This is a genomic window from Paenarthrobacter sp. CAP02 (assembly GCF_040137855.1).
Lineage (GTDB): Bacteria > Actinomycetota > Actinomycetes > Actinomycetales > Micrococcaceae > Arthrobacter.
Genome location: NZ_JBEEII010000010.1, coordinates 122,333 through 141,251, shown reverse-complemented (window position 1 = coordinate 141,251; position 18,919 = coordinate 122,333). Strand labels below are relative to the sequence as shown.

General features: G+C 63.7%; 15 protein-coding genes. 10 read left to right on the top strand and 5 right to left on the bottom strand.

What is annotated here, in order from left to right; translation table 11 throughout:
• Window positions 1-50 precede the first annotated feature (50 nt).
• Genes ABHM97_RS17285 through ABHM97_RS17275 form a run of 3 tightly spaced genes read right to left on the bottom strand, consistent with a single transcriptional unit; the run spans window position 51 to window position 4,416 of the window.
• On the bottom strand, window positions 51-1,160 hold the full coding sequence (locus ABHM97_RS17285) for a M24 family metallopeptidase (protein WP_349471651.1): 1,110 nt from the start codon (window positions 1,158-1,160) through the stop codon (window positions 51-53).
• Window positions 1,157-3,205 (bottom strand): DUF6807 family protein, encoded by a 2,049-nt coding sequence (locus tag ABHM97_RS17280; protein ID WP_349471650.1) that lies wholly within the window; start codon window positions 3,203-3,205, stop codon window positions 1,157-1,159. Before ABHM97_RS17280 ends, ABHM97_RS17285 begins: the two co-directional genes overlap by 4 nt.
• Window positions 3,202-4,416 carry an acetylxylan esterase gene (locus tag ABHM97_RS17275; protein WP_349471649.1) on the bottom strand — a complete coding sequence of 405 codons (1,215 nt, stop codon included), beginning with the start codon at window positions 4,414-4,416 and terminating at the stop codon, window positions 3,202-3,204. The genes ABHM97_RS17280 and ABHM97_RS17275 overlap by 4 nt, the downstream gene beginning before the upstream one ends.
• 369 nt (window positions 4,417-4,785) lie before the next feature.
• On the opposite strand from ABHM97_RS17275, the gene ABHM97_RS17270 reads away from it, so the two are divergent.
• The 3 genes from ABHM97_RS17270 to ABHM97_RS17260 all read left to right on the top strand — a co-directional run bounded on the left by ABHM97_RS17270 (window position 4,786) and on the right by ABHM97_RS17260 (window position 8,132).
• On the top strand, window positions 4,786-5,730 hold the full coding sequence (locus tag ABHM97_RS17270; protein WP_211713445.1) for a carbohydrate ABC transporter permease: 945 nt from the start codon (window positions 4,786-4,788) through the stop codon (window positions 5,728-5,730).
• The gene (locus ABHM97_RS17265; protein WP_235517377.1) at window positions 5,723-6,646 is read left to right on the top strand and encodes a carbohydrate ABC transporter permease; all 924 of its coding nucleotides are present in this window, start codon (window positions 5,723-5,725) and stop codon (window positions 6,644-6,646) included. Before ABHM97_RS17270 ends, ABHM97_RS17265 begins: the two co-directional genes overlap by 8 nt.
• Window positions 6,647-6,779: 133 nt before the next feature.
• Window positions 6,780-8,132, top strand: coding sequence for an ABC transporter substrate-binding protein (locus tag ABHM97_RS17260; protein WP_349471648.1), 1,353 nt, complete (start codon window positions 6,780-6,782; stop codon window positions 8,130-8,132).
• A gap of 141 nt (window positions 8,133-8,273) precedes the next feature.
• Here ABHM97_RS17260 and ABHM97_RS17255 read toward each other — a convergent pair whose 3' ends face one another.
• Window positions 8,274-10,292 (bottom strand): beta-galactosidase, encoded by a 2,019-nt coding sequence (locus ABHM97_RS17255; protein WP_349471647.1) that lies wholly within the window; start codon window positions 10,290-10,292, stop codon window positions 8,274-8,276.
• Window positions 10,293-10,499: 207 nt separating this feature from the next.
• Here ABHM97_RS17255 and ABHM97_RS17250 point away from each other — a divergent pair, with 207 nt between their 5' ends.
• Genes ABHM97_RS17250 through ABHM97_RS17230 form a run of 5 tightly spaced genes read left to right on the top strand, consistent with a single transcriptional unit; the run spans window position 10,500 to window position 15,667 of the window.
• The gene (locus ABHM97_RS17250) at window positions 10,500-11,786 is read left to right on the top strand and encodes an ABC transporter substrate-binding protein (protein WP_235517374.1); all 1,287 of its coding nucleotides are present in this window, start codon (window positions 10,500-10,502) and stop codon (window positions 11,784-11,786) included.
• Window positions 11,787-11,817: 31 nt separating this feature from the next.
• A complete protein-coding gene (locus ABHM97_RS17245; protein ID WP_257370900.1) occupies window positions 11,818-12,768 on the top strand; it encodes a carbohydrate ABC transporter permease in 951 nt (316 codons plus the stop codon).
• Window positions 12,765-13,685 (top strand): carbohydrate ABC transporter permease, encoded by a 921-nt coding sequence (locus tag ABHM97_RS17240; RefSeq protein ID WP_349471646.1) that lies wholly within the window; start codon window positions 12,765-12,767, stop codon window positions 13,683-13,685. The genes ABHM97_RS17245 and ABHM97_RS17240 overlap by 4 nt, the downstream gene beginning before the upstream one ends.
• An 11-nt stretch (window positions 13,686-13,696) precedes the next feature.
• A complete protein-coding gene (locus ABHM97_RS17235) occupies window positions 13,697-14,338 on the top strand; it encodes a Poxvirus protein I5 (RefSeq protein ID WP_349471645.1) in 642 nt (213 codons plus the stop codon).
• A 30-nt stretch (window positions 14,339-14,368) separates the two neighbouring features.
• Window positions 14,369-15,667 (top strand): MFS transporter, encoded by a 1,299-nt coding sequence (locus ABHM97_RS17230; protein ID WP_349471644.1) that lies wholly within the window; start codon window positions 14,369-14,371, stop codon window positions 15,665-15,667.
• Between the two features lie 62 nt (window positions 15,668-15,729).
• On the opposite strand, the gene ABHM97_RS17225 is transcribed toward ABHM97_RS17230, so the two are convergent.
• Window positions 15,730-17,871 (bottom strand): DUF6807 family protein, encoded by a 2,142-nt coding sequence (locus ABHM97_RS17225; RefSeq protein WP_349471643.1) that lies wholly within the window; start codon window positions 17,869-17,871, stop codon window positions 15,730-15,732.
• A gap of 218 nt (window positions 17,872-18,089) precedes the next feature.
• On the opposite strand from ABHM97_RS17225, the gene ABHM97_RS17220 reads away from it, so the two are divergent.
• The gene (locus ABHM97_RS17220; protein ID WP_349471688.1) at window positions 18,090-18,482 is read left to right on the top strand and encodes a DUF624 domain-containing protein; all 393 of its coding nucleotides are present in this window, start codon (window positions 18,090-18,092) and stop codon (window positions 18,480-18,482) included.
• Window positions 18,446-18,910: a YesL family protein gene (locus ABHM97_RS17215; RefSeq protein WP_349471642.1), complete on the top strand. Its 465-nt coding sequence runs from the start codon at window positions 18,446-18,448 to the stop codon at window positions 18,908-18,910. Before ABHM97_RS17220 ends, ABHM97_RS17215 begins: the two co-directional genes overlap by 37 nt.
• Window positions 18,911-18,919: the final 9 nt, after the last annotated feature.

Genomic DNA, 18,919 nt, shown 5'->3' with positions numbered 1-18,919 from the left:
GACCCGCCCCTTTCGTATGGGCCCTGCAGGGCTTACGGACGCAACAGGGCTTAGGGACGCAACGTCAGCGGACGACGACGGCCGTCAACTTCCGCGGTCGGCCAACGGTCGTCAACGGTCAGGACACGCAGGCCGGAATCCGTGAGCAACACAGTGTCCTCGATCTTCACGCCGGGCCCCGTAGGGTTCCACGTGAAAGGTTGGTTGAGCACGATGGTGTCCGTTACGTCTGCGGTGACCCGGGGATCGCGGCCCGCATAACCGGCGGGCCCACCCTGGTGGTGGAGGGTCCATTGATCGCCGCCGAAGCCGTGCCGCGCGTAGGCAGTCTTGATCTCGGCGAAGACCTCGTTGAGCTGTGCCCCGGGGACTGTGGCCCGGAATATGTCGGCCTCAACGGCCGCGATGCGGGCCTCGGCGTCGAGCTCCTCCGCAGTCCCGGCGTCGAACGCTACCCAACGGGTGACGTTGGCAACCAAACCGTTCCGGCGTGCGCACACCACCGCCATGGCGCGCCTGCCGATGGGCGAGTGGGTGGCCAGGGGGTGGCGGAAATCGCTCCGATCGGCACCGTTGCAGAGCAGGACCAAGGGCTCGGCCCCAGCCGCGACGATCCTGGCGGCAAGCGCCGAGACCAGCTGGAATTCGGTGGTTTGGGGGGTTGCTGCGGTGAGGACCTCGGTCATGGCAGCCGCAGCATCCGCCGATAGTGCAGCGTAGCGGGCGGACTCGGCTGGCAAGAGCTGCTGGCGGGCCGCCCGCAGTTCGGTGGTCACGGCCGCTTCCACCAACGGGTTCCCGTCGATGGCCAGTCCCGCGGCCGCGGCATGCAGTTGGCCGTACCACGGAACGGTGGACAGGCTAACCCCTTCCGGCAATTCCTCACAGGCGATCCGCCCGGCCTCATTGTTGAATGTCACCAGGTGGTCGCCGGAGCGGTCCACCAGGAGGGCAGCAATGGGATCGCCGGCGAGGCTGATGTGCATCCGGCTGCCGTCCAGGTACCAGGTGAGCGCGGTGTTGGTGGTGAGCAGGAGCGAGTCCCGGCCCGCGGCGTCCAGGATGTCCAGCACGCGGCGGCGTTTCACTGCGCGGTCGGCTACGTTGCCGGGAGCGGTAAGTGCTGTGGTGGGCGTTGTGGACTGTATTGGCGTGGTCATGCCGATTCCCCCAAGGTAGTGATGAGCTGTTCAATGTCTTGTGTTGCCAGGAAGCCGTCCGTGATGAGCACTGTGACGGTCCTGTGGACAGGGTTCCCGGGTTCGGTGGGCACCGGGGCATCCCAGGCCAACGACAATCCGACTCCGGGATAGCCCGAATGCCGCACGAACCATGGGTCCGGCGCCTGAGGTGAGGCAAGGAAGACGAGTGTTGCCGGGTGGCCCAAACCGGGGTCTCCGGTGACGTGCGCGACGCCGGAGGTTCCGGCGTCGAACGTTCCCGACCACGCCAACCACGGCGCCACGCTGCCGTGCACGGCGTCCTCGCCGCGGACGTCCGGAGTCCAGATGGTCGCGTCGCTGACCTTGGGCAAGCGCCAAAAGAAGCCGCCGTAACCGCCCTGCGGCCGCCCGTTGGAACCGGGGCTGCCCAGGAGGACCGGATGACCGGTGGCTGACTCAAGCGTGAAGTCGAGCGTCAGCTTCCACGTTGAATTCCCGACGGCGGCCCAGCGCCACTCGCGCTGTTCGCGGAGCAGCCGGGTGCCGTCGGGCCCTATCCAGCCCAGCTGTTCGCGCCGCTGCCCGTTACTGTGCTCCGCGGATTCGGTGACGATGCGGCCGTGGTCCTTGCGCCAGACGTACGCGCCGGCGTCGCGGGTGTAGGTCCGGCCGCCCCAGAAGTTGACGCCATCCACGTCCTGGAGGGCAACACCTGCGCCAAGGTGCCACACGTGGTCTTCCGGGATGTGGTCGGTGACTACAGTACCGGCAAGGGTCCGCACCGGGTGCAGGTAGGGGCGGGGGGACGAGGTCGGCCGGATGCGGGTCCCGTCCTGGACGGTAGCGACGGGAGCGCCGTCGATCTCCAACGCCGGACCACCTGCTGCAGTCCACGGCGCTCCGAGCTCGGCGAAGGTGGCATGCCCCAAGGCAGCGCGACGGATCAGGGACTCGATGCCGTGCACCACGGGGTGGGCATCGTCGCCGTTGCCGTCCCACGTGATGAAGTCGGGGTGGATCGCTTGGGGCGAATCCGCTGTCCGGATGGCTTCGAGCACTGACACGTAGGCACCAACCCCACCGAGAGGGCTGAGCAGGTCCTCGTGGGTGCGTGCGGCAAGTAGGTTCTCCAGGAGATCCTTCCGCCCAAACGTCTCAGTCCGGACACCCCCAGGCGTGGTGATCTCCAACCGATCCTCCGTGTAGAAGAGGGTCAGCTGGCCCTCGGTGCCGTACACGGTGACCGACGGTGCGGACTGCTCCGGCGCGCACAACGTCAGTGCACACGTCAGTACCGTGCCGTGGGTGGTGCGTACCCGCACCACGGAGGTGTCGTCACTCTGGGTGTCGTTGGCACGGTAAAGATCGGTGTCCACGGATTCGATATCCGCCACGGTCCTTGCCCCGGCCAGCCACAACCCGGTGGCCACTGCGTGCGCCAAGGCGTTGGTGGCCACTCCGTCCACCACGTCCGTACCGTTCAGGCTGCGCTTGCCGGCCCACCGGGACCGTTTGAAATAAGCCTTGGTCCGGAGCCACAAGCCTGTGGCGCTGATGCCTCGCACCTCTCCGATGGCGCCGGCCCCCACCAGTGCTTCGATCGCGGGGAGGGCGTCCGAACCCAGGCTCTGGAACCCAACCTGGACCAGGCGGCCGGCGCTCGCGGCCGCCGCCATGACTTCCCGGTACTGCACCATGGAGGCCACCGGCGGTTTCTCGAGGTACACGTTGGCTCCGGCGTTGAGTGCAGCAATGGCCAACGGCGCGTGGGTCTGGATGGGTGTGGAGATAATGACGACGTCGGGGGCCACTCCGCCGGCCAGGAGTTCGTGGAGCGAGGCGTAGATATCCACTCCCGGTTCGAGTGTGTCCTTGGCCGGTGGGTTCGGATCGGCGACTGCCACCAGCTCCAAGGCACCTGCAGCACTCAGCCGATCCAGGTTCTCCAGGTGCCGTTCGCCGAAGCCGTGCACACCCACCAGTGCGACGCGGGGAAGTCGTGTTGGGCCCTCCGCTGTTGTGGTGGCCAATTGTTGCGTCATGATGCTGTCCTAGCGGGGTCAAGTTCGTGGGTTGTTTTGGTGGCCGATAACTGCAGGGTCTCGGTGAGGAAAGCTGCTGCCTCGTCTTGCATGGCTCTGCTGAAGACGTGTGGTTCCTGCCAGAAAGTACCGGTGTACAGCTCCGGTAGTGCGCTGGAGAGATGGGCGTGGGCGTCGCCCATTCCTTGTTCCGGGAAGAGCTGGTCATCGAGGGCGTACTGGACCAGCGCGCGTGCACTGGACCGGGCGGCAAGGTGCGGCCAGTCGCCCAGCTGGGCGAGGCCGGGGGAGTGCAGCAACCAGGAGTGCGCATCCAGGTACGATGGCAACAGCGAGGCGAACGTGGTCATCATGCACGTCACCACGTAGCTGCGAATTCTGGAATCGAGGGCCGCGAGCAGCATCGCCCGCCCGCCGCCGCCGGAAAAGCCGAGGCACCCGATCCTGTGTTGGTCCACTCCCGGGAGCGAGGAGAGGATGTCCAGCGCCGCGAGGTCGTCATGGGCCACCGTCCCGGCGACGCTGCTGCCCAGCAGCGTCGCAGCTTTCGCCACGGTTTCCTCGTGGGCTGCGGCCGCGGCGTCGTAGAGCGCCGACGGGGAAGGTTCGACGCCGGCCTCCCGCCAGAGCGACTGCTGGCCGCTTACCGCTGTGGCAGAGCGGAAGGGCAGGGGGTCGAGCCCGAAACGACGACTGCCCCACATGAAGGCGTCGTGGGCAAGGACCGCGAAGCCCTGTAGGGCCAACCAGGTGGCAAGGGCCCGGCCGCCGTAGAGCTTCGCCTGCAACCCTGGCGGCACGGGGCCGAAGCCACCCGGGAAAGGGCTATCGGCGTCGTGGTCTTCGACCCCGGCAGGAAGCTTCACGAGCCGTTCGGCGCCATACGACTTGATGCCGGCGTGGCAGTGCATCGCGAGGAGTCCCGGCAGCGGGCCGGTGCTGTGGGCTGGGCGCACGAGCCACGCGGACGTCCTCGGCCCGAAGCCCAACTGCCAGGAGAGGCGGGTGGTGATGACGTCGTCGTGCGCTGTTTCGGAGTGGATCGTGTATCCAAGGTCCGGGACGACAGCCGGTATGCCAAGCACGTCGCTGAGTTCCTGGGCGGTGGCCGACCCGGCCCGGTGAAAGTGTGGCGCGTAGCCTGGCCAGTCCTCATACCCGGCCAGCGCACTCGGACGAAAAGCAGTTCCGGCCATGTCAGCGGGAGTCATGGCAGGCGCTGGGGTTGGTTGACAATGGTGTCCTGCCTTATCGATGCGGGAGGGTGTGCGGAGGCGCACGCCGGGCTTCTTCAGCGTGGGAAATCGATGCTGGCGGCTTCGTAAGAAAACGCTTTCTCAAAAATTAGCAAAAGGCTGTACATGGGTCAAGAAAACGTTTACTTTGGTACGGAGCCGCTGAACATCGGGAGCCAATCCCGGTAACTCAGGGGAGTGCCGGAAGATCGACGGCATCCCGGAAGGCAAGCATCAACAGACTCGAACTCCGTGGATGGCCACGATGACCAAAGGAGACCACATGGCCGCGGTAGTACACACGGGGACGCCGCAGGGCGTTCGCGGTCCGGAGAGGGGGAATCCATGAGTGCCATTGGGGAACTCTCAACGATGACCCGCCGCAAGGGCCCCATGACCAAGGAAGAGAAGAAGGCCAACGGCCGCGACAACAAAGCGGCCTACATCTTCCTTCTTCCTTGGCTCGTTGGCTTGGTTGCCATCACGGTGGGCCCCATGCTGATGTCGTTGTACCTGTCCTTTACGGACTACAACCTCCTGCAGCCTCCGGAATGGGTGGGCCTGGACAACTTCGTCCGGATGTTCGGCGACGCCCGCCTCCACAACTCATTGCGGGTCACCTTCACCTATGTACTGGTGGGTGTTCCCCTGCAGTTGGCAGTGGCCCTGCTGATCGCGCTGGTCCTGGACAAGGGTCTTCGCGGCCTGCCGTTCTACCGCTCCATCTTCTACTTGCCGTCCCTCCTTGGTGGTTCCGTCGCCGTTGCCATCCTCTGGAAGCAGATCTTCGGCACCACGGGCCTGGTTAACCAGGTCCTGGCCATGGTGGGCATCGAAGGACCCGGCTGGATTTCGGATCCCAGCACAGCTCTTGGCTCGATCATCCTCCTGCATGTGTGGACGTTTGGCGCTCCGATGATCATCTTCCTGGCCGGCCTGCGCCAGATCCCCAACATGTACTACGAAGCCGCGGAAGTTGACGGCGCCACCACCCTCCAGAGGTTCTGGCGGATCACCCTCCCGTTGCTGAGCCCCATCATCTTCTTCAACCTGGTGCTCCAGATCATTGGTTCGTTCCAGTCGTTCACGCAGGCGTTCATCGTCTCCGGCGGCAACGGCGGACCGTCCGACTCCACCATGTTCTTCACGCTGTACCTGTATCAAAAGGGCTTCGGCCAGTTCGACATGGGTTACGCCTCAGCGATGGCCTGGGTCCTGCTGGTCATCATCGGCGTCTTCACCGCCATCAACTTCATCGCTTCAAAGTATTGGGTGTTCTACGATGACTAAACTCCAGAGCCTTCCCGCAGCAAAAACCACCGAGCCGGGCAAGGCTCCGCGCCGCCGCGAATCGCCGGGAAACCTGGCCTTCAGCCGTAGTGCCCGCGTCAAAGGGTTGGTCAAGCACGCCATCCTGATCGTGGTGGGCCTGGTGATGATCTACCCGCTCCTGTGGATGGTGGTTTCTTCCCTGCGGCCCAATGACCTGATCTTCCGCGAACCGGGCCTCTGGCTGAACAGCCTGGACATGACAAATTACACCGACGGCTGGTCGGCCCTGACCCACCCGTTCGGTCACTACATGATCAACTCGGCGATTGTGGTTTTGGGCTCGATCGTGGGCAACCTGGTCTCGTGCTCCATGGCCGCCTATGCGTTCGCCCGTTTGCAGTTCACCGGCAAGAAGCTGTTCTTCGGCATCATGCTGCTGACCATCATGCTGCCCTTCCACGTGGTGATCGTGCCCCAGTACATCCTGTTCTCCCAGATCGGCTGGGTGAACACCTTCTGGCCCCTCATCGTTCCCAAGCTCCTGGCCACCGATGCGTTCTTCGTGTTCCTCATGGTCCAGTTCATCCGCGGCATTCCAAAGGAGCTTGACGAGGCGGCCCGCATCGACGGCGCCGGACACCCGCGGATCTTCCTCCGCGTGATCCTGCCCCTGATGGTCCCGGCCTTGGCCACCACCACCATCTTCACGTTCATCTGGACGTGGAACGACTTCTTCGGAGCCCTGATCTACCTGACGGATCCGGACATGTTCACAGTCCCCGTTGCACTGCGCGCCTTCGTTGATTCGCAGTCCGCAACCAGCTGGGGATCACTCTTCGCCATGTCCATCGTGTCGTTGTTCCCGGTGTTCCTGGTGTTCCTGTTCGGCCAGCGGTTCCTCATCAAGGGCATCGCCACCACCGGTATCAAGTAGGCCGGCGGTCGTAATTTCCAGCAACTAATACAAGTCGCTATCTTGTAATACAAGAATGTGACTCGTATCATAATCACAACCAAGAAAACGCTTTCCCACATCGCATCAGGATCAATGAAGATCGGAGACAACAGTGCCCGCACAACCCAAGGGTGAAGCAGTCGCCCTCGCAACAACAGGAGCCCCCCGCCGAACCAAGCGCAGGCTCCGCGCCTCGGCCCTCGTCGCGGCAACGGCCGCCGCGGTCCTGGCGCTCACCGCCTGCGGTGGCGGCTCGGAAGCCAAGAGCGCCGACGGAAAAGTGGAGCTTCGCTTCGCCTGGTGGGGCGGCGACAAGCGAGCCCAGGTAACCCAGGCAGCCATCGCGGCCTTCGAAGCCGAAAACCCCAACATCAAGATCAAGCCCGAGTATGGAGACTGGAGCGGCTACTGGGACAAGCTGGCCACCCAGGTTGCCGCAAATGACGCCCCGGACATCATCCAGATGGACGAGAAGTACATCACCGAGTACTCCACTCGTGGCGCACTGCTGGACCTCTCCAAGTACAAGATTGATACATCCAAGCTGGACGCGGCGGCCTTGGATGCGGGTAAGAGCGAGAAGGGCCTGACCGGTATCGCGGCAGGCATCAACGCTGCGACCATCCTGGCCAATCCCGCCGTCTTCAAGGCAGCAGGCGTGGCACTGCCCGATGACAAAACCTGGACCTGGGAAGACTTCGAGCGGATCTCGGCCGAGGTCACCGCCAAGTCGCCCAAGGGCACCTATGGAGCCGCGGCGTATGGAACCGATGAGGCTTCCCTTGGAGTATGGCTCCGGCAAAACGGCAAGTCCCTCTACACCGATGACGGCAAACTGGGCTTCGAACCCTCCGATATTGCCCAGTGGTGGAGCTTCCTGAAGGAACTCAGCGAGAAGAAGGCGGTCCCGTCCGCCTCGGAGGTAGTTGAAGCCGAAGCTGCGCCCCTGGACCAGAGTGGCCTCGCAACCGGCAAGAACGGTCTCGCCTTCTGGTGGTCCAACCAGCTTCCGGCCCTCGAAAAGGCTGCCGGCGGTGAGCTGCAGATCCTGCGCTTCCCGTCCAAGACCGGTAAGGCTGCCGACGCCAAGCTTTGGTACAAGGCCTCCCAGTTCTGGTCCGCTTCATCGCGCACCAAGCACCCTGAAGAGACGGCAAAGTTCATCGACTTCCTGACCAACAACGTCAAGGCCGGCGAGGCTCTCCTGGCAGACCGCGGCGTCTACCCGAACTCCGAGGTCCGCGAGGCCATCGCACCCAAGCTCGCCAAGGCGGACGTCAAGGTTGTCGACTTCATCGCCCAGATCAAGGAAGAGCTCGGCGACGCCCCGGCCGCACCGCCGAAGGGTGCAGGTGCCATCCAGGAAATCGTCAAGCGCTACACCTCGGAAGTGCTGTTCGACAGGCTCTCCACCGAGGAAGCAGGCAAGAAAGCAGTGGACGAGATGAAGTCCGCCATCAGCTAGCTCCACTGCAACGGGAACCGCGCCCCTGGCTAATCATTCGTGATCGCCCGGGGCGCGGTTTTTAGTTTGTGGGCCCTCAAGTAGCTGGCAGTAGTGGTTGTTCCCAGCGCTGGGAACAACCACTGCTGGCAGTCAGTTGTGTCAGTCCTCCGCGATGACGGCCACCGCCCCGGCGGGAACCACGCCAGTGAAGCGGGCCCCGCTGAGCTGCTCGTCGCCGTCGGCCTTGACGGCCTGGTCCTCGCGGCTGTGATTGATGGCGAACAGGAAGCTGCGGCCGTTTTCGGCACGCCGCCTCGTCAGTTCGACGCCGGGTGAAGCCTTGGTCACGGCCGTCACCCCAGCTTCCTCGATGAGTCGGGCGGCCAGTGCGTCGATGCCATCGGCGTCCGGAAGCGTTGCGAGGTACCAGGCCGAACCGCTGCCCACGGTGCGTCGGGTCAGCGCGGGCACACCGTCGAGCGGGTAGTCGGTGAACGTTGCCAGGACGTCCGTGGAGGCGCCTGCAGAGACGTGTTCGCTCCAGACCGTGCCAACAGTTCCATCGCTCAGCGTGACCGAAGCGCCCGGGAAAAGTGGATGGAATTCCTCGCTCCGGACGCCCAGCAGTTCCCGAAAAGCACCCGGGTAACCGCCCAGCCGGACATGGTCCCGTTCGTCGACGATGCCACTGAAGTAGCTGATCAGGACCGTAGCGCCACCTTCGGCTGCCGCGGCGATCGAAGCTGCCGCGGTGTCCGTCACGCAGTAGAGCGTGCAGACCAGGATGAGGTCGTATCCGGACAGGTCGGCGGAGGGGTGGACGAAGTCCGCAGTCACTCCACGGAGGTACAAAGAGCGGTGGAAAGCGCGCATCGTGTCGAGGTACTTCAGCGAGTTGTTCGGGTGGGAGTCCAGTTCGGAAGCCCACCAGGCCTCGTAGTCGAAAACGATCGCGACGCGCGACTCCACCCGCGATCCCTTGACCTGTTCGAGCTTGTCCAGGGCATCGCCAAGTTCCACGACGTTCCGCCACACCTGCGTGTCGCGGCCACCGTGGGGAACCATGGCGGAGTGGAACTTCTCCGAGCCGGCCTTGCTTTGCCGCCACTGGAAAAACATCACGGCGTCCGCGCCACGGGCCACATGCGCCAGCGAGTTCCGGAGCATTTCGCCGGGCATTTTGGGCTGGTTGTGGGGCTGCCAGTTGACCGCCGACGTCGAGTGTTCCATGAGTATCCACGGATCTCCGCCCGCCACGCCACGGGTGAGGTCGGCGCTGAAGGCGAGTTCGATGGCGCGCTCAGGATCTGCCGCCACCAGGTAGTGGTCGTTGGCGATGACGTCCATGTCCTTGGACCAGTCGAAGTAGTCCAGGGTTTTCGTGGCGCTGGAGACCATGAAATTGGTGGTTGCCGGCACGTTGGGAGTGACTTCGCGGATCACGGCCAATAGTTCCCTGTAGAAGTCGATGAAGGCCCACGAATTGAATCGGACGAAGTCCAGTTGCTGGCCCGGATTGAGCGTAGTGGGGGCCGCTCCGGGTGGGATGATCTCGTCGAATGAGGCGTAGTGCTGGGACCAGAATGCCGTTCCCCAAGCCTCGTTCAGGTCTTCGATGGTGCCATAACGGCGTTCCAGCCAAGCGCGGAAAGCGGCGGCGTCTTCTTCGCCGTGGAACTCTCCAACGTGGCAGCCGAGTTCGTTGTCCACGTGCCAGAGCGCCAGCGCGGGGTGGTCCTTATAGCGCTCGGCGATCACGCGCGTTATGCCGGTGGCATACCGGCGGTAAACAGCTGACGACGGCGTGTAGTGACGTCGCGATCCGCGCTCCAGTCGGATGCCTTCCGCCGTGACGGGAAGGATTTCCGGGTACTTGCGGACCAGCCAGGCCGGCGGTGAAGCGGTGGCCGTGGCGAGGGCTACCTTGATGCCGGCTCCGTGGAGGTTGTCCATGACCTCGTCCAACCACCCGAAGTCGTAATTGCCTTCGCTGGGTTCCAGGAGGCCCCACGAGAAGATGCCCAGGCTGAGGAAGTTGACGCCGGCTTCCTTCATGAGCTCAATGTCCTCGAGCCTGACGTCCCGGGGCCACTGTTCGGGGTTGTAGTCGCCCCCGTAAGCGAGGCCGCCAATGCTGTTCCAGACCGAGGGGCTGCGGGGAATAGAGGGGGAGGTCAAGGGGACTCCTTCGTCAGGTTGGCCGAACTGGTGCGGGTGCTGCTGAACGTATGAATGCAGAATATCGGGCAAAACGCGTTCTCTGGAAAACGCTTGCCCAGTTTCCGTATTGCGGCTATTGTATCGATTCAGAACGAGTGTAAGCGAGATCACTGCCACGTTGTAGAGAACTCCCCAAGCTTGCACCAACTGAGCAAGGAGGCTCTCATGATCGACAGAAGGAAATTCCTCACCACGGTGGCACTCGGCACCGCATCTGCCGCGTTCCTCTCGGCCTGTGGCCAGTCCTCGTCCTCGGGCCAGACCGGTTCCGCGGACAAACCCGTCACCATCACCTACACCTGGTGGGGCAATGACGACCGTGCAGAACGGACCCGCAAGGCCATTGCGCTCTTCGAGACCAAGAACCCGGACATCAAAGTCAACGGCAACTTCTCCGACTTCGCAGGCTACTGGCAAAAGCGCGCCACCGAAGCCGCCGGCGGTGGCCTGCCGGACGTCATGCAGTGGGACCTGTCCTACCTCCGCGACTACGGTCAGCGGAACCAGCTCCTGGACCTCGGCACCGTCAAGATCAACACCGACGGATTCGACAAGTCCCTCCTTCCGTCCGGCCAGATCAAGGGCAAGACGTTCGGCATCCCCACCAGCACCAACGCCTTCGCTGTCTACTACGATCCCGCGAAGCTCGCTTCGCTGGGTATTGCCGAGCCGGACGGTTCCTGGAACTACAAGGAGTTCAACGCCTTCCTCGCCGAGGTTGGGCAGAAGGGCAATGGCACGCTCTTCGGCGGCACCGACTACACAAGTGTTTGGTGGAACTTCAACATCTGGCTGCGGCAGAACAACATCAAGGCCTTCACCGATGAGGGGAAGCTTGGTTTCTCCAAGGACGACCTGAAGAAGTGGTGGAACCTCAGCGCGGACCTGCGCGGCACCGGCGCAATCGTCGGCGAAGACAAGACCACCCAGTTGCTGCCAAAGTCCCCGTTCGGTTCCAACGTCACCGCAACGGAAGTCACCTGGGACAACTTCATGGCCGGTTACCTCGCGGACAGCGGTGCCAAGGAACTGAAGCTTGTTCCCGTGCCCTCCGACGATCCCGACAACCTGGGCCTCTTCCTGAAGCCCTCCATGCTCATGGTGGCCAGCGCCAAGACCAAGTACAAGGATGCTGCGGCCCGCTTCATCGACTTCATGGTCAACGATCCCGAGGTTGGCCAGATCTTCAAGACCTCCCGCGGCGTCCCGGCGTCGAAGACCCAGCGCGACGGCACCACGTTCGAAGGAACCGACAAGTTGGTGGTGGATTACGAGAAGTCCATTGAGAAGTACCTGAAGGACGCTCCCGAGCCGCCCATCGTGGGATTCGGCACCTTGGAGTCCACGTTCAAGCGGGTCAGTTCGGACCTGAACTACGGCAAGCTGACCATCGACGGCGCAGCTGATGCGTGGTTCAAGGAAGCCGAAGACCTCATCAAGCAGAACGCCTGATCCAGGCTTTCCCAACTGACGGACTGATCTTGTGACTCAAAGCCCAACCCTGAGCAGGCGTGCCTCGTCCGCAGCCCCGCAACCGCGTACGTCGCGGCGGCGGGGAGCGGACGCCCGCGCCGGATACACCTTCCTGTTGCCGTGGCTCCTGGGATTCATCGCCCTGACCGTGGGCCCGATGATTTCCTCGTTGTACCTCTCCTTCACCAACTACAACCTGTTCGATGCCCCCAAATGGATCGGGCTGGACAACTACACCACCCTCTTGCAGGACGAGCGCTTCCTCCAATCAGTGGGAGTCACCCTGCAGTACGTGGTGTTCGGAACGCCATTGAAGCTCGCCGCAGCCTTGGCGATCGCGATGCTCCTCAACAGCAAGCGCAAAGGCCAGGGCTTCTACAGGTCAGCGTTCTACGCGCCGTCCCTTATCGGGGCCAGCGTGTCCATCGCGATCGTGTGGAAAGCAATGTTTGGTGACTCCGGTCCCGTCGACCAAGGGTTGTCGTTCTTCGGCATCAACCTCGGGGGCTGGGTGGGCAACCCCAACATGACCATGGGCATGATGATCCTGCTGACCGTGTGGCAGTTCGGTGCCCCGATGGTGATCTTCCTGGCCGGGCTCAAGCAGATTCCCGCAGACCTTTACGAGGCCGCGTCCATGGACGGTGCCGGGCCTGTCAGGAAGTTCATCAACATCACCTGGCCCATGCTCTCCCCGGTGATCTTTTTCAACCTGCTCATGGAAACCATCCACGCGTTCCAGATCTTCGCCTCGGCCTACATCATCTCCAACGGTGAAGGGGGTCCCGCAGGCTCCACCCTTTTCTATACCCTCTACCTGTACTTGCGCGGGTTCAGCGATTTCCGGATGGGTTACGCCTCGGCAATGGCCTGGCTCCTAGTGATCGTGGTCGGCATCATCACGCTGATCTTCTTCAAGACCTCCAAGTCCTGGGTCCACTACAGCGGTGATTCAAAGTGACAACAATGGCAACCCCCACACAGTCCACTCCGCCGGCCACGCAGGCTCCGGTGTACAACCCGAAGTCCGAGTCCGTCACGGCCAAGCGGATCAAGAGCGCCATCTTCCACATCGTGGCACTGGCCCTTGTGGCCATGGTGCTCTACCCGGCTATCTGGATGATCGCTTCGTCCTTCAAGCCGAACTCCGAGATCGGCGGGGCCAACAACGCCCTCTGGTCAGCCAACTTCAGCTTCGACAACTTCGCCACCGCCATGGACGGCATCGGTGGTGTCTCCACGCTGACGTTCTTCACCAACTCCCTGATCCTGGCTGTTGGCGCTGTAGTGGGCACCGTACTGTCCGCCTCCGTTTCCGCCTACGCCTTCGCCCGGATCAACTTCCCGGGCCGCGGCTTGTTCTTCGGCATGATGATCGCTACCTTGCTTCTGCCGTTCCACGTGGTGATCATCCCGCAGTACATCGTGTTCCAACAGCTCGGCCTTGTGGACACCTACGTGCCGCTGCTGATCGGTAAGTTCCTTGCCGCGGATGCATTCTTTGTGTTCCTCATGGTCCAGTTCATGCGAGGCCTCCCGGCCGAACTGGACGAAGCGGCGCGCATTGATGGTGCCGGGCACGCCCGGATCTTCGGGTCCATCATGCTGCCGCTGATGAAGCCCGCGCTGATCTCCACCTCGATCTTCTCCTTCATCTGGAGCTGGAACGACTTCCTGGGTCCCTTGCTGTACCTGAACACTCCCGAGAAGTACCCATTGCCCCTGGCTCTGCGGCTCTTCGTGGACCAGACCCAGAGCTCCGACTATGGCGCCATGATCGCCATGTCCGTGCTGGCGCTCCTTCCCGTGCTGGTGTTCTTCCTGGTGTTCCAGCGCTACATCGTCGAGGGTGTTTCCACCCAAGGACTCAAGGGCTAGGGGAACGGACAATGAGCACCATTGGCACGTCAACCGGAACACCAGGCATCCCGGTCAACCGTTTTGCGCTGTTCTCCGAAACCATCCTGGCCGGAGTCATTGTTCTCCTCCTCTCCGTTCCTCTGGTGACGGCGCCGGCTGCCTATGCGGCCGGCGTCGCCCATCTGGAAAGGCACCTCAGCGGCAGGGACGATTCCCTGCGCAGCTTATGGGGGAACTTCCGTAAGGCGCTTCCCGGCAGTTGGAAGCTGGGAATCACGACGGCGGCAGCCGCCGTCGTGATTGTCCTGAACCTGCTGCTCGCGCTGGTGGGGCAACTGCCGGGACGGGCTGCGATCCTGCCCGCCACAGTCATTCTGGCGGCCGCCGGTGCGGTGCTCCTGCTGCGCATCACGGCCAATTGGAGTGGCCAGGTGGCATGGAACGAGGACGAGGGCGATGTGCCCGCAGACGTTCCGGGTACCCAGCGCTGGGCGGCGGCGTATGCCGGCGCGAAGAGCGATTCGCTGCGTGACTGGAGTGGTTCGCTGCTCCTTCTCGCCGCCTTGTTGATGGCCGTTGTTTTTGTCTGGATGCTGCAGGCGCTGTTCGTGATCGTGCCCGGAACCCTGGTGCTCGCGGCAGCCGCCATCAAGATCCGATCCCACCGCTAGGCCAACCCGCTGAATCGAGCAGACCTCCCCGTGTCGCCGCGCCCGTTCCCACCCCGCCCGTTCCCACCGCGCCCCCAATCCACCAGGACCCGCACCGCGCGTGCCCGCTCCACGGAGTCCTGGCACTACCCGCTGCGGCACCACAATTACCGGATTTTCGTCACCCTCTCCTTGGTGGGAAGCGGTGGCGTCTGGATGCAGCGGCTCGCTCAGGACTGGTTGGTCCTCCAGCTCACTGGCAGCCCGGCTGCCGTAGGCGTGGCCGTTGCGCTTCAGTTCCTTCCCATGCTGGTGGTGGGCCCCGTCAGCGGGGTGCTGGTGGACATCTTCCCCAAACGTCGAATCCTGCTGCTATGCCAGTCCGTCGCCGTGGTGCTTGCTGCCGGCCTTGCGGTGTGGAATGCAGCGGGCGGCACGGACGTGTGGGTGGTCTACGCTTCCTGCGTCGCTCTGGGAATCACCAGTGCGATCGACGGGCCGGCCAGGCAGGTCTTCGTCAATGAAGTGGTAGGCGACGCCGGACTGCCGGCGGCCATCGGGCTGAACAGTGCCATCGGGCAACTGGGCGCCATGGCAGGTCCGGCGCTGGCGGGTGTGGTGATTGCCCATGCAGGACCGGCCGCTGCCTTCGCTGCCAACGCGGGACTTGGCGCAGTGGTCCTGGTGCTGATCGGATCCATCCGTCCGGGGGAGCTCCACCACTCCCCGGAACCGCACGGCCACAGGAAAGGCCGCGGCCAGGTCCTGGCCGGATTCCGCTTCGTCCGTGCCCGTCCACCACTTCTCCTCACCATGCTCTTGGCCGGTTTGCTGGGTGCCTTCGGCATGAACGGGCCCGTTGTCCTGGCTGCCTTCGCTGACCGGGTGTGGCACAGCGGTCCGGCCGGGTTTGGCCTCTTCAACACCGTCAGCGCGCTCGGAGCGCTGGCTGGTGCCTTGATCGCCACCAGGATCAAACGATTCGGACGCAAGGGGATCGTTGCCAGCGCCGGGCTCTTTGGCCTGAGCCAGTTTGTGGCCGCCCTCATGCCGAGCCAAGAGTCCTTTGTGGTGATGCTGGTGGTGGTGGGCTTCATGACCCTGGTATTCCTCACCAGCGCAGCGACTGCCGTCCAGCTCGAAGCCGGGGCCAGTGTGCGCGGCCGGGTCCTGGCCCTCTACTTCCCCTTGCTCCTGGGTGGTCACGCCTTGGGTGGGTTGTTGGCCGGCTGGCTGACCGAGGATTTCGGTGTCCGTACGGGGCTGGTCATCACCGGTGCGCTGGGCATGGCGTCTGCCACGGTGATCGGGCTGCTGCTGTGGCGCTATTCCCGTCGAGATGGCATTTGATGGCAGTTACAAGGGCCGGGACTGTCATCAAATGCCAGCTCGCGGGGACGTGGTGCGTGTAATCAGCGGTCGGCTACCAGCTCTTCGATCTGGTGCACGTCCAAAGACCCATCGCTGATCCACACCGTGTTGGTGCGCGCCAGGGAGGTGCCCTGGGCCAGTTCCACCGCCGTGTCCCAGGCCAAGGCGGTACCCACTGCCGGGTAACCGTTGCACCGCACGAACCACGGGTCGGGGGACTCCAGGGGCGCGCCGAACACCAAGGTGGCCGGGCCGCCGTCGAACTCTCCCGACCAAGCCAGCCACGGCGAAACGGAACCATGCACGGCCGGCTCACCCTCGGCTGTGGAGGAGAAGACGCGCGGCGAAGCGTTGACAGGCAGCCGCCAAAAGAAGCCACCGTAGCCGCTGCCGGCGGCACCATGCGAACCCGGGCTCCCCAGCGTGACATCGACGACGGCGGTCAGCTGGGTCTGGATGTCCAGCCGCCACGTGGTGGGGCTGATGAGGCTGCGACTGAAGGTGCGATGCTCCTTGAGGAGCGGGCTGCCGTCGGCCCCGAACCACTCAAGCTCCAGTTCCGTGTAGTCGCGTCCGCGGGTGATGCCAGCGATGTCCACCCGGCCGTGATCGTCCAGGTCAACATACTTTCCGGCGGTCCTCCGATAGCTGCGACCACCCCAGAAGTTGCTGCCGTTCACATCCTGCAGCGCGAATCCGGCACCCAGATGCCAGGCGTGGTCCGACGCCAGGTGGTCGGTCACCACAATTCCGGCCCGGGTAGACACCGGGTGCAGGTAAGGCCGGGGGGAGAGGCTTTGCTGGAGTCCGCTTCCGCTGCGCAGGACGGCAGCCGGGATGGCGGGCTGGGCGGTTGGCTCGCCGCTTAGCTGGTCGGCGGGGTCGGCGAACAGGGCCTCGGCCCCTGACGTGACCGGCCGCGCCCAGGACAGGCCCAGCTCGGAGAAGGTGGCGTGCGCACGGGTGGCGCGGTCCAGGATGTCCTCGATGCCAGGGATCACGGCGTGTGCTTGATCGCCCGATCCCACCCAGACCACGTTTTCCGTGGGGATGAGGGCCGGCTGATCGGCCGTGCGGATGGCTTCCAGGACGCGCATGAACGCGCCACTGTGATCGAGCGGACTGAGCAGCGGCGTGCCTTCGGACAGGTGCTGCAAGAGGTTCTCGGTGAGGTCATCGCGACCAAAGGTATGCGAGGTTTCACCGTCTTCCGTGCGAACCGTCACGCGGTCCTCCGTGTAATGGAACACCGCCGTTCCTTCCGTGCCGTGAAGCGTCACGTACGGTTCCACAGACTCCGTGGCGCACAGCGTGAGGGCACACGTGATGGGCAATCCAGCGGTGGTACGCATCCGGATCACCGAGGTGTCGTCCGCCTCGATGTCGTTCGCGCGATAGAGATCGGTGTCCACGGAGGCAAGATCCTCAGCGTGCCGTGCACCGGCAATTCGCAGCGCCGTAGCGATGGCGTGGGCCAACGGATTCGTCGCTACGCCGTCCACCACATCAACGCCGTCCAGACTCCGCTTGCCCGCCCAACGGGAGCGCTTGTAATAGGCGCGATCCCGAACCCATCGGCCGGTGGCGGAGATGCCTTTGAGGGTCCCTATTCGGGGAAGTTCGGGTGAGGATTGGCCATTCGCCAGCTTGTCCAGTGCGGCCAGGGCGTGCGAGCCCAGGCTCTGAAAACCGATCTGAACACTTCGACCGGCCGCGCTCGCAGCTTCCTGGAGATGGAGGAAGTCCTTCATGGAGGCGACCGGGGGCTTCTCCAGGTAGAGGTCGGCCTGGGCGGCCAGCACGGACAGGGCCAAGGGTGCGTGGGTCTGGATGGGGGTGGCCACGATGACGACGTCCGGGGAGTGGTTGCCGGCCAGCAGGTCTCCCAGATTCGAATGCACGGCCGTTGTCGCGGGCAGCGTTCCCGGGGCCGGAGGGTTGGGATCGGCCACAGCGACCACGTCCACCAGGCCCTCCGCCCGTAGCCTTTCGAGATTGTGCAGGTGATGGACGCCGAAGCCATGCACCCCTACCAAGGCGATCCGCGCCAGTGTCGTCCGCGGCGTCGGTGCTGACGGTGGCGTTGCTCCATGCGTTGCTCCATGCGCTGCTCCTTCGCTGCGCAACTGCGGAGCGTCACCGTGGTGTTGGCTGCTGGCGGACTCGACGGAGCGGGCTTCCATGGCTCTCCTCTGCTGGCGATGCGGCGAAGGCGAGTGACGCCGTCGTCCGGGTTGCATTTCATGTGGTCCGGCGGGTTCAGGCTATACCCAGCAAGCGCTTTCCCACTTTCGGTTCAGCCCAGTGTAACCCGCTCCAGGTAGAAATGTAACGATTCAAGAAGTCCCTTGACGCGGTCCATGTGCAGCGTCTAAGTTTTCGGGAAAGCGTTTACTCTGTGATGTGGCCCACCCGGGCCGCGCCCACTCAGCCGGCCCACGCCGCCTTCCGGTGCCACTCGAAAGAACCAATGCCGCCGGAACCCTGGGCCTGTTCTGCAACGATGGAGAAAGGGGGAGCCATGGCGTCTGGTGGATTTAGTTTCAAGGCCTACTCACTGTTCGACACGCTCGTCTGGATAGCCTGCCTGAACGTTTTGTGGATCATCTTCACGGTCTTGGGTGGCGTTGTTTTCGGATTCGGTCCCAGTACTGCTGCAGCGCAGCTGCTGGTACGGGACAAGGTACGGGGGGTGCCGCATCACTGGTGTGGCGCTTCGCCAGGGAGTACGCCAGGAATTTCGGTAAGGGTAATGCCTTGGGGTTGCCCTTGGTGGCAGTCGGGGTGGCCCTAACGCTCAACTGGGACTACTTTTCGGCAGGATGGGACTTTGGCTCGCAGATCGCCTCGGCGGGGCTGTTCATGATGGCGCTGTTCGGGGCGGGGGTAGCTTGCTACCTCTTCCCGATGTTTGCCCGCTACAACCTTTCCGTGCCCCAGTACTTCCTGATGTCGTCCCGCTTCGCCATGCGCCACCTGGCCGGAACCGTAATCCTCGTATTCGTCACGGCAGTCGCCCTGTTCGTATGCCGTTCCGTTCCAGGGCTGATTCCGTTCTTCGGGATCGGAGCGTGGCTGTATGTCACTGGTTGGCTATGCGACCGCTTCTTCACCGCCAACGATGAAGCAATGGCGGGTGCCCTGTCAGCAGATGCGGCCGCGGGGACACCAGCGGCCGGGGCAACGGCAGCTGTTGTGACGAGGGGAGCCGGCATTGCCTGACATCAACCC

Coding starts and splice junctions, on each gene's coding strand:
- ABHM97_RS17220 (WP_349471688.1), top strand. CDS start 18,090: ATGTGGCCCACCCGGGCCGCGCCCACTCAGCCGGCCCACGCCGCCTTC.
- ABHM97_RS17280 (WP_349471650.1), bottom strand. CDS start 3,205: ATGACGCAACAATTGGCCACCACAACAGCGGAGGGCCCAACACGACTT.
- ABHM97_RS17225 (WP_349471643.1), bottom strand. CDS start 17,871: ATGGAAGCCCGCTCCGTCGAGTCCGCCAGCAGCCAACACCACGGTGAC.
- ABHM97_RS17270 (WP_211713445.1), top strand. CDS start 4,786: ATGAGTGCCATTGGGGAACTCTCAACGATGACCCGCCGCAAGGGCCCC.
- ABHM97_RS17275 (WP_349471649.1), bottom strand. CDS start 4,416: ATGACTCCCGCTGACATGGCCGGAACTGCTTTTCGTCCGAGTGCGCTG.
- ABHM97_RS17235 (WP_349471645.1), top strand. CDS start 13,697: ATGAGCACCATTGGCACGTCAACCGGAACACCAGGCATCCCGGTCAAC.
- ABHM97_RS17285 (WP_349471651.1), bottom strand. CDS start 1,160: ATGACCACGCCAATACAGTCCACAACGCCCACCACAGCACTTACCGCT.
- ABHM97_RS17265 (WP_235517377.1), top strand. CDS start 5,723: ATGACTAAACTCCAGAGCCTTCCCGCAGCAAAAACCACCGAGCCGGGC.
- ABHM97_RS17250 (WP_235517374.1), top strand. CDS start 10,500: ATGATCGACAGAAGGAAATTCCTCACCACGGTGGCACTCGGCACCGCA.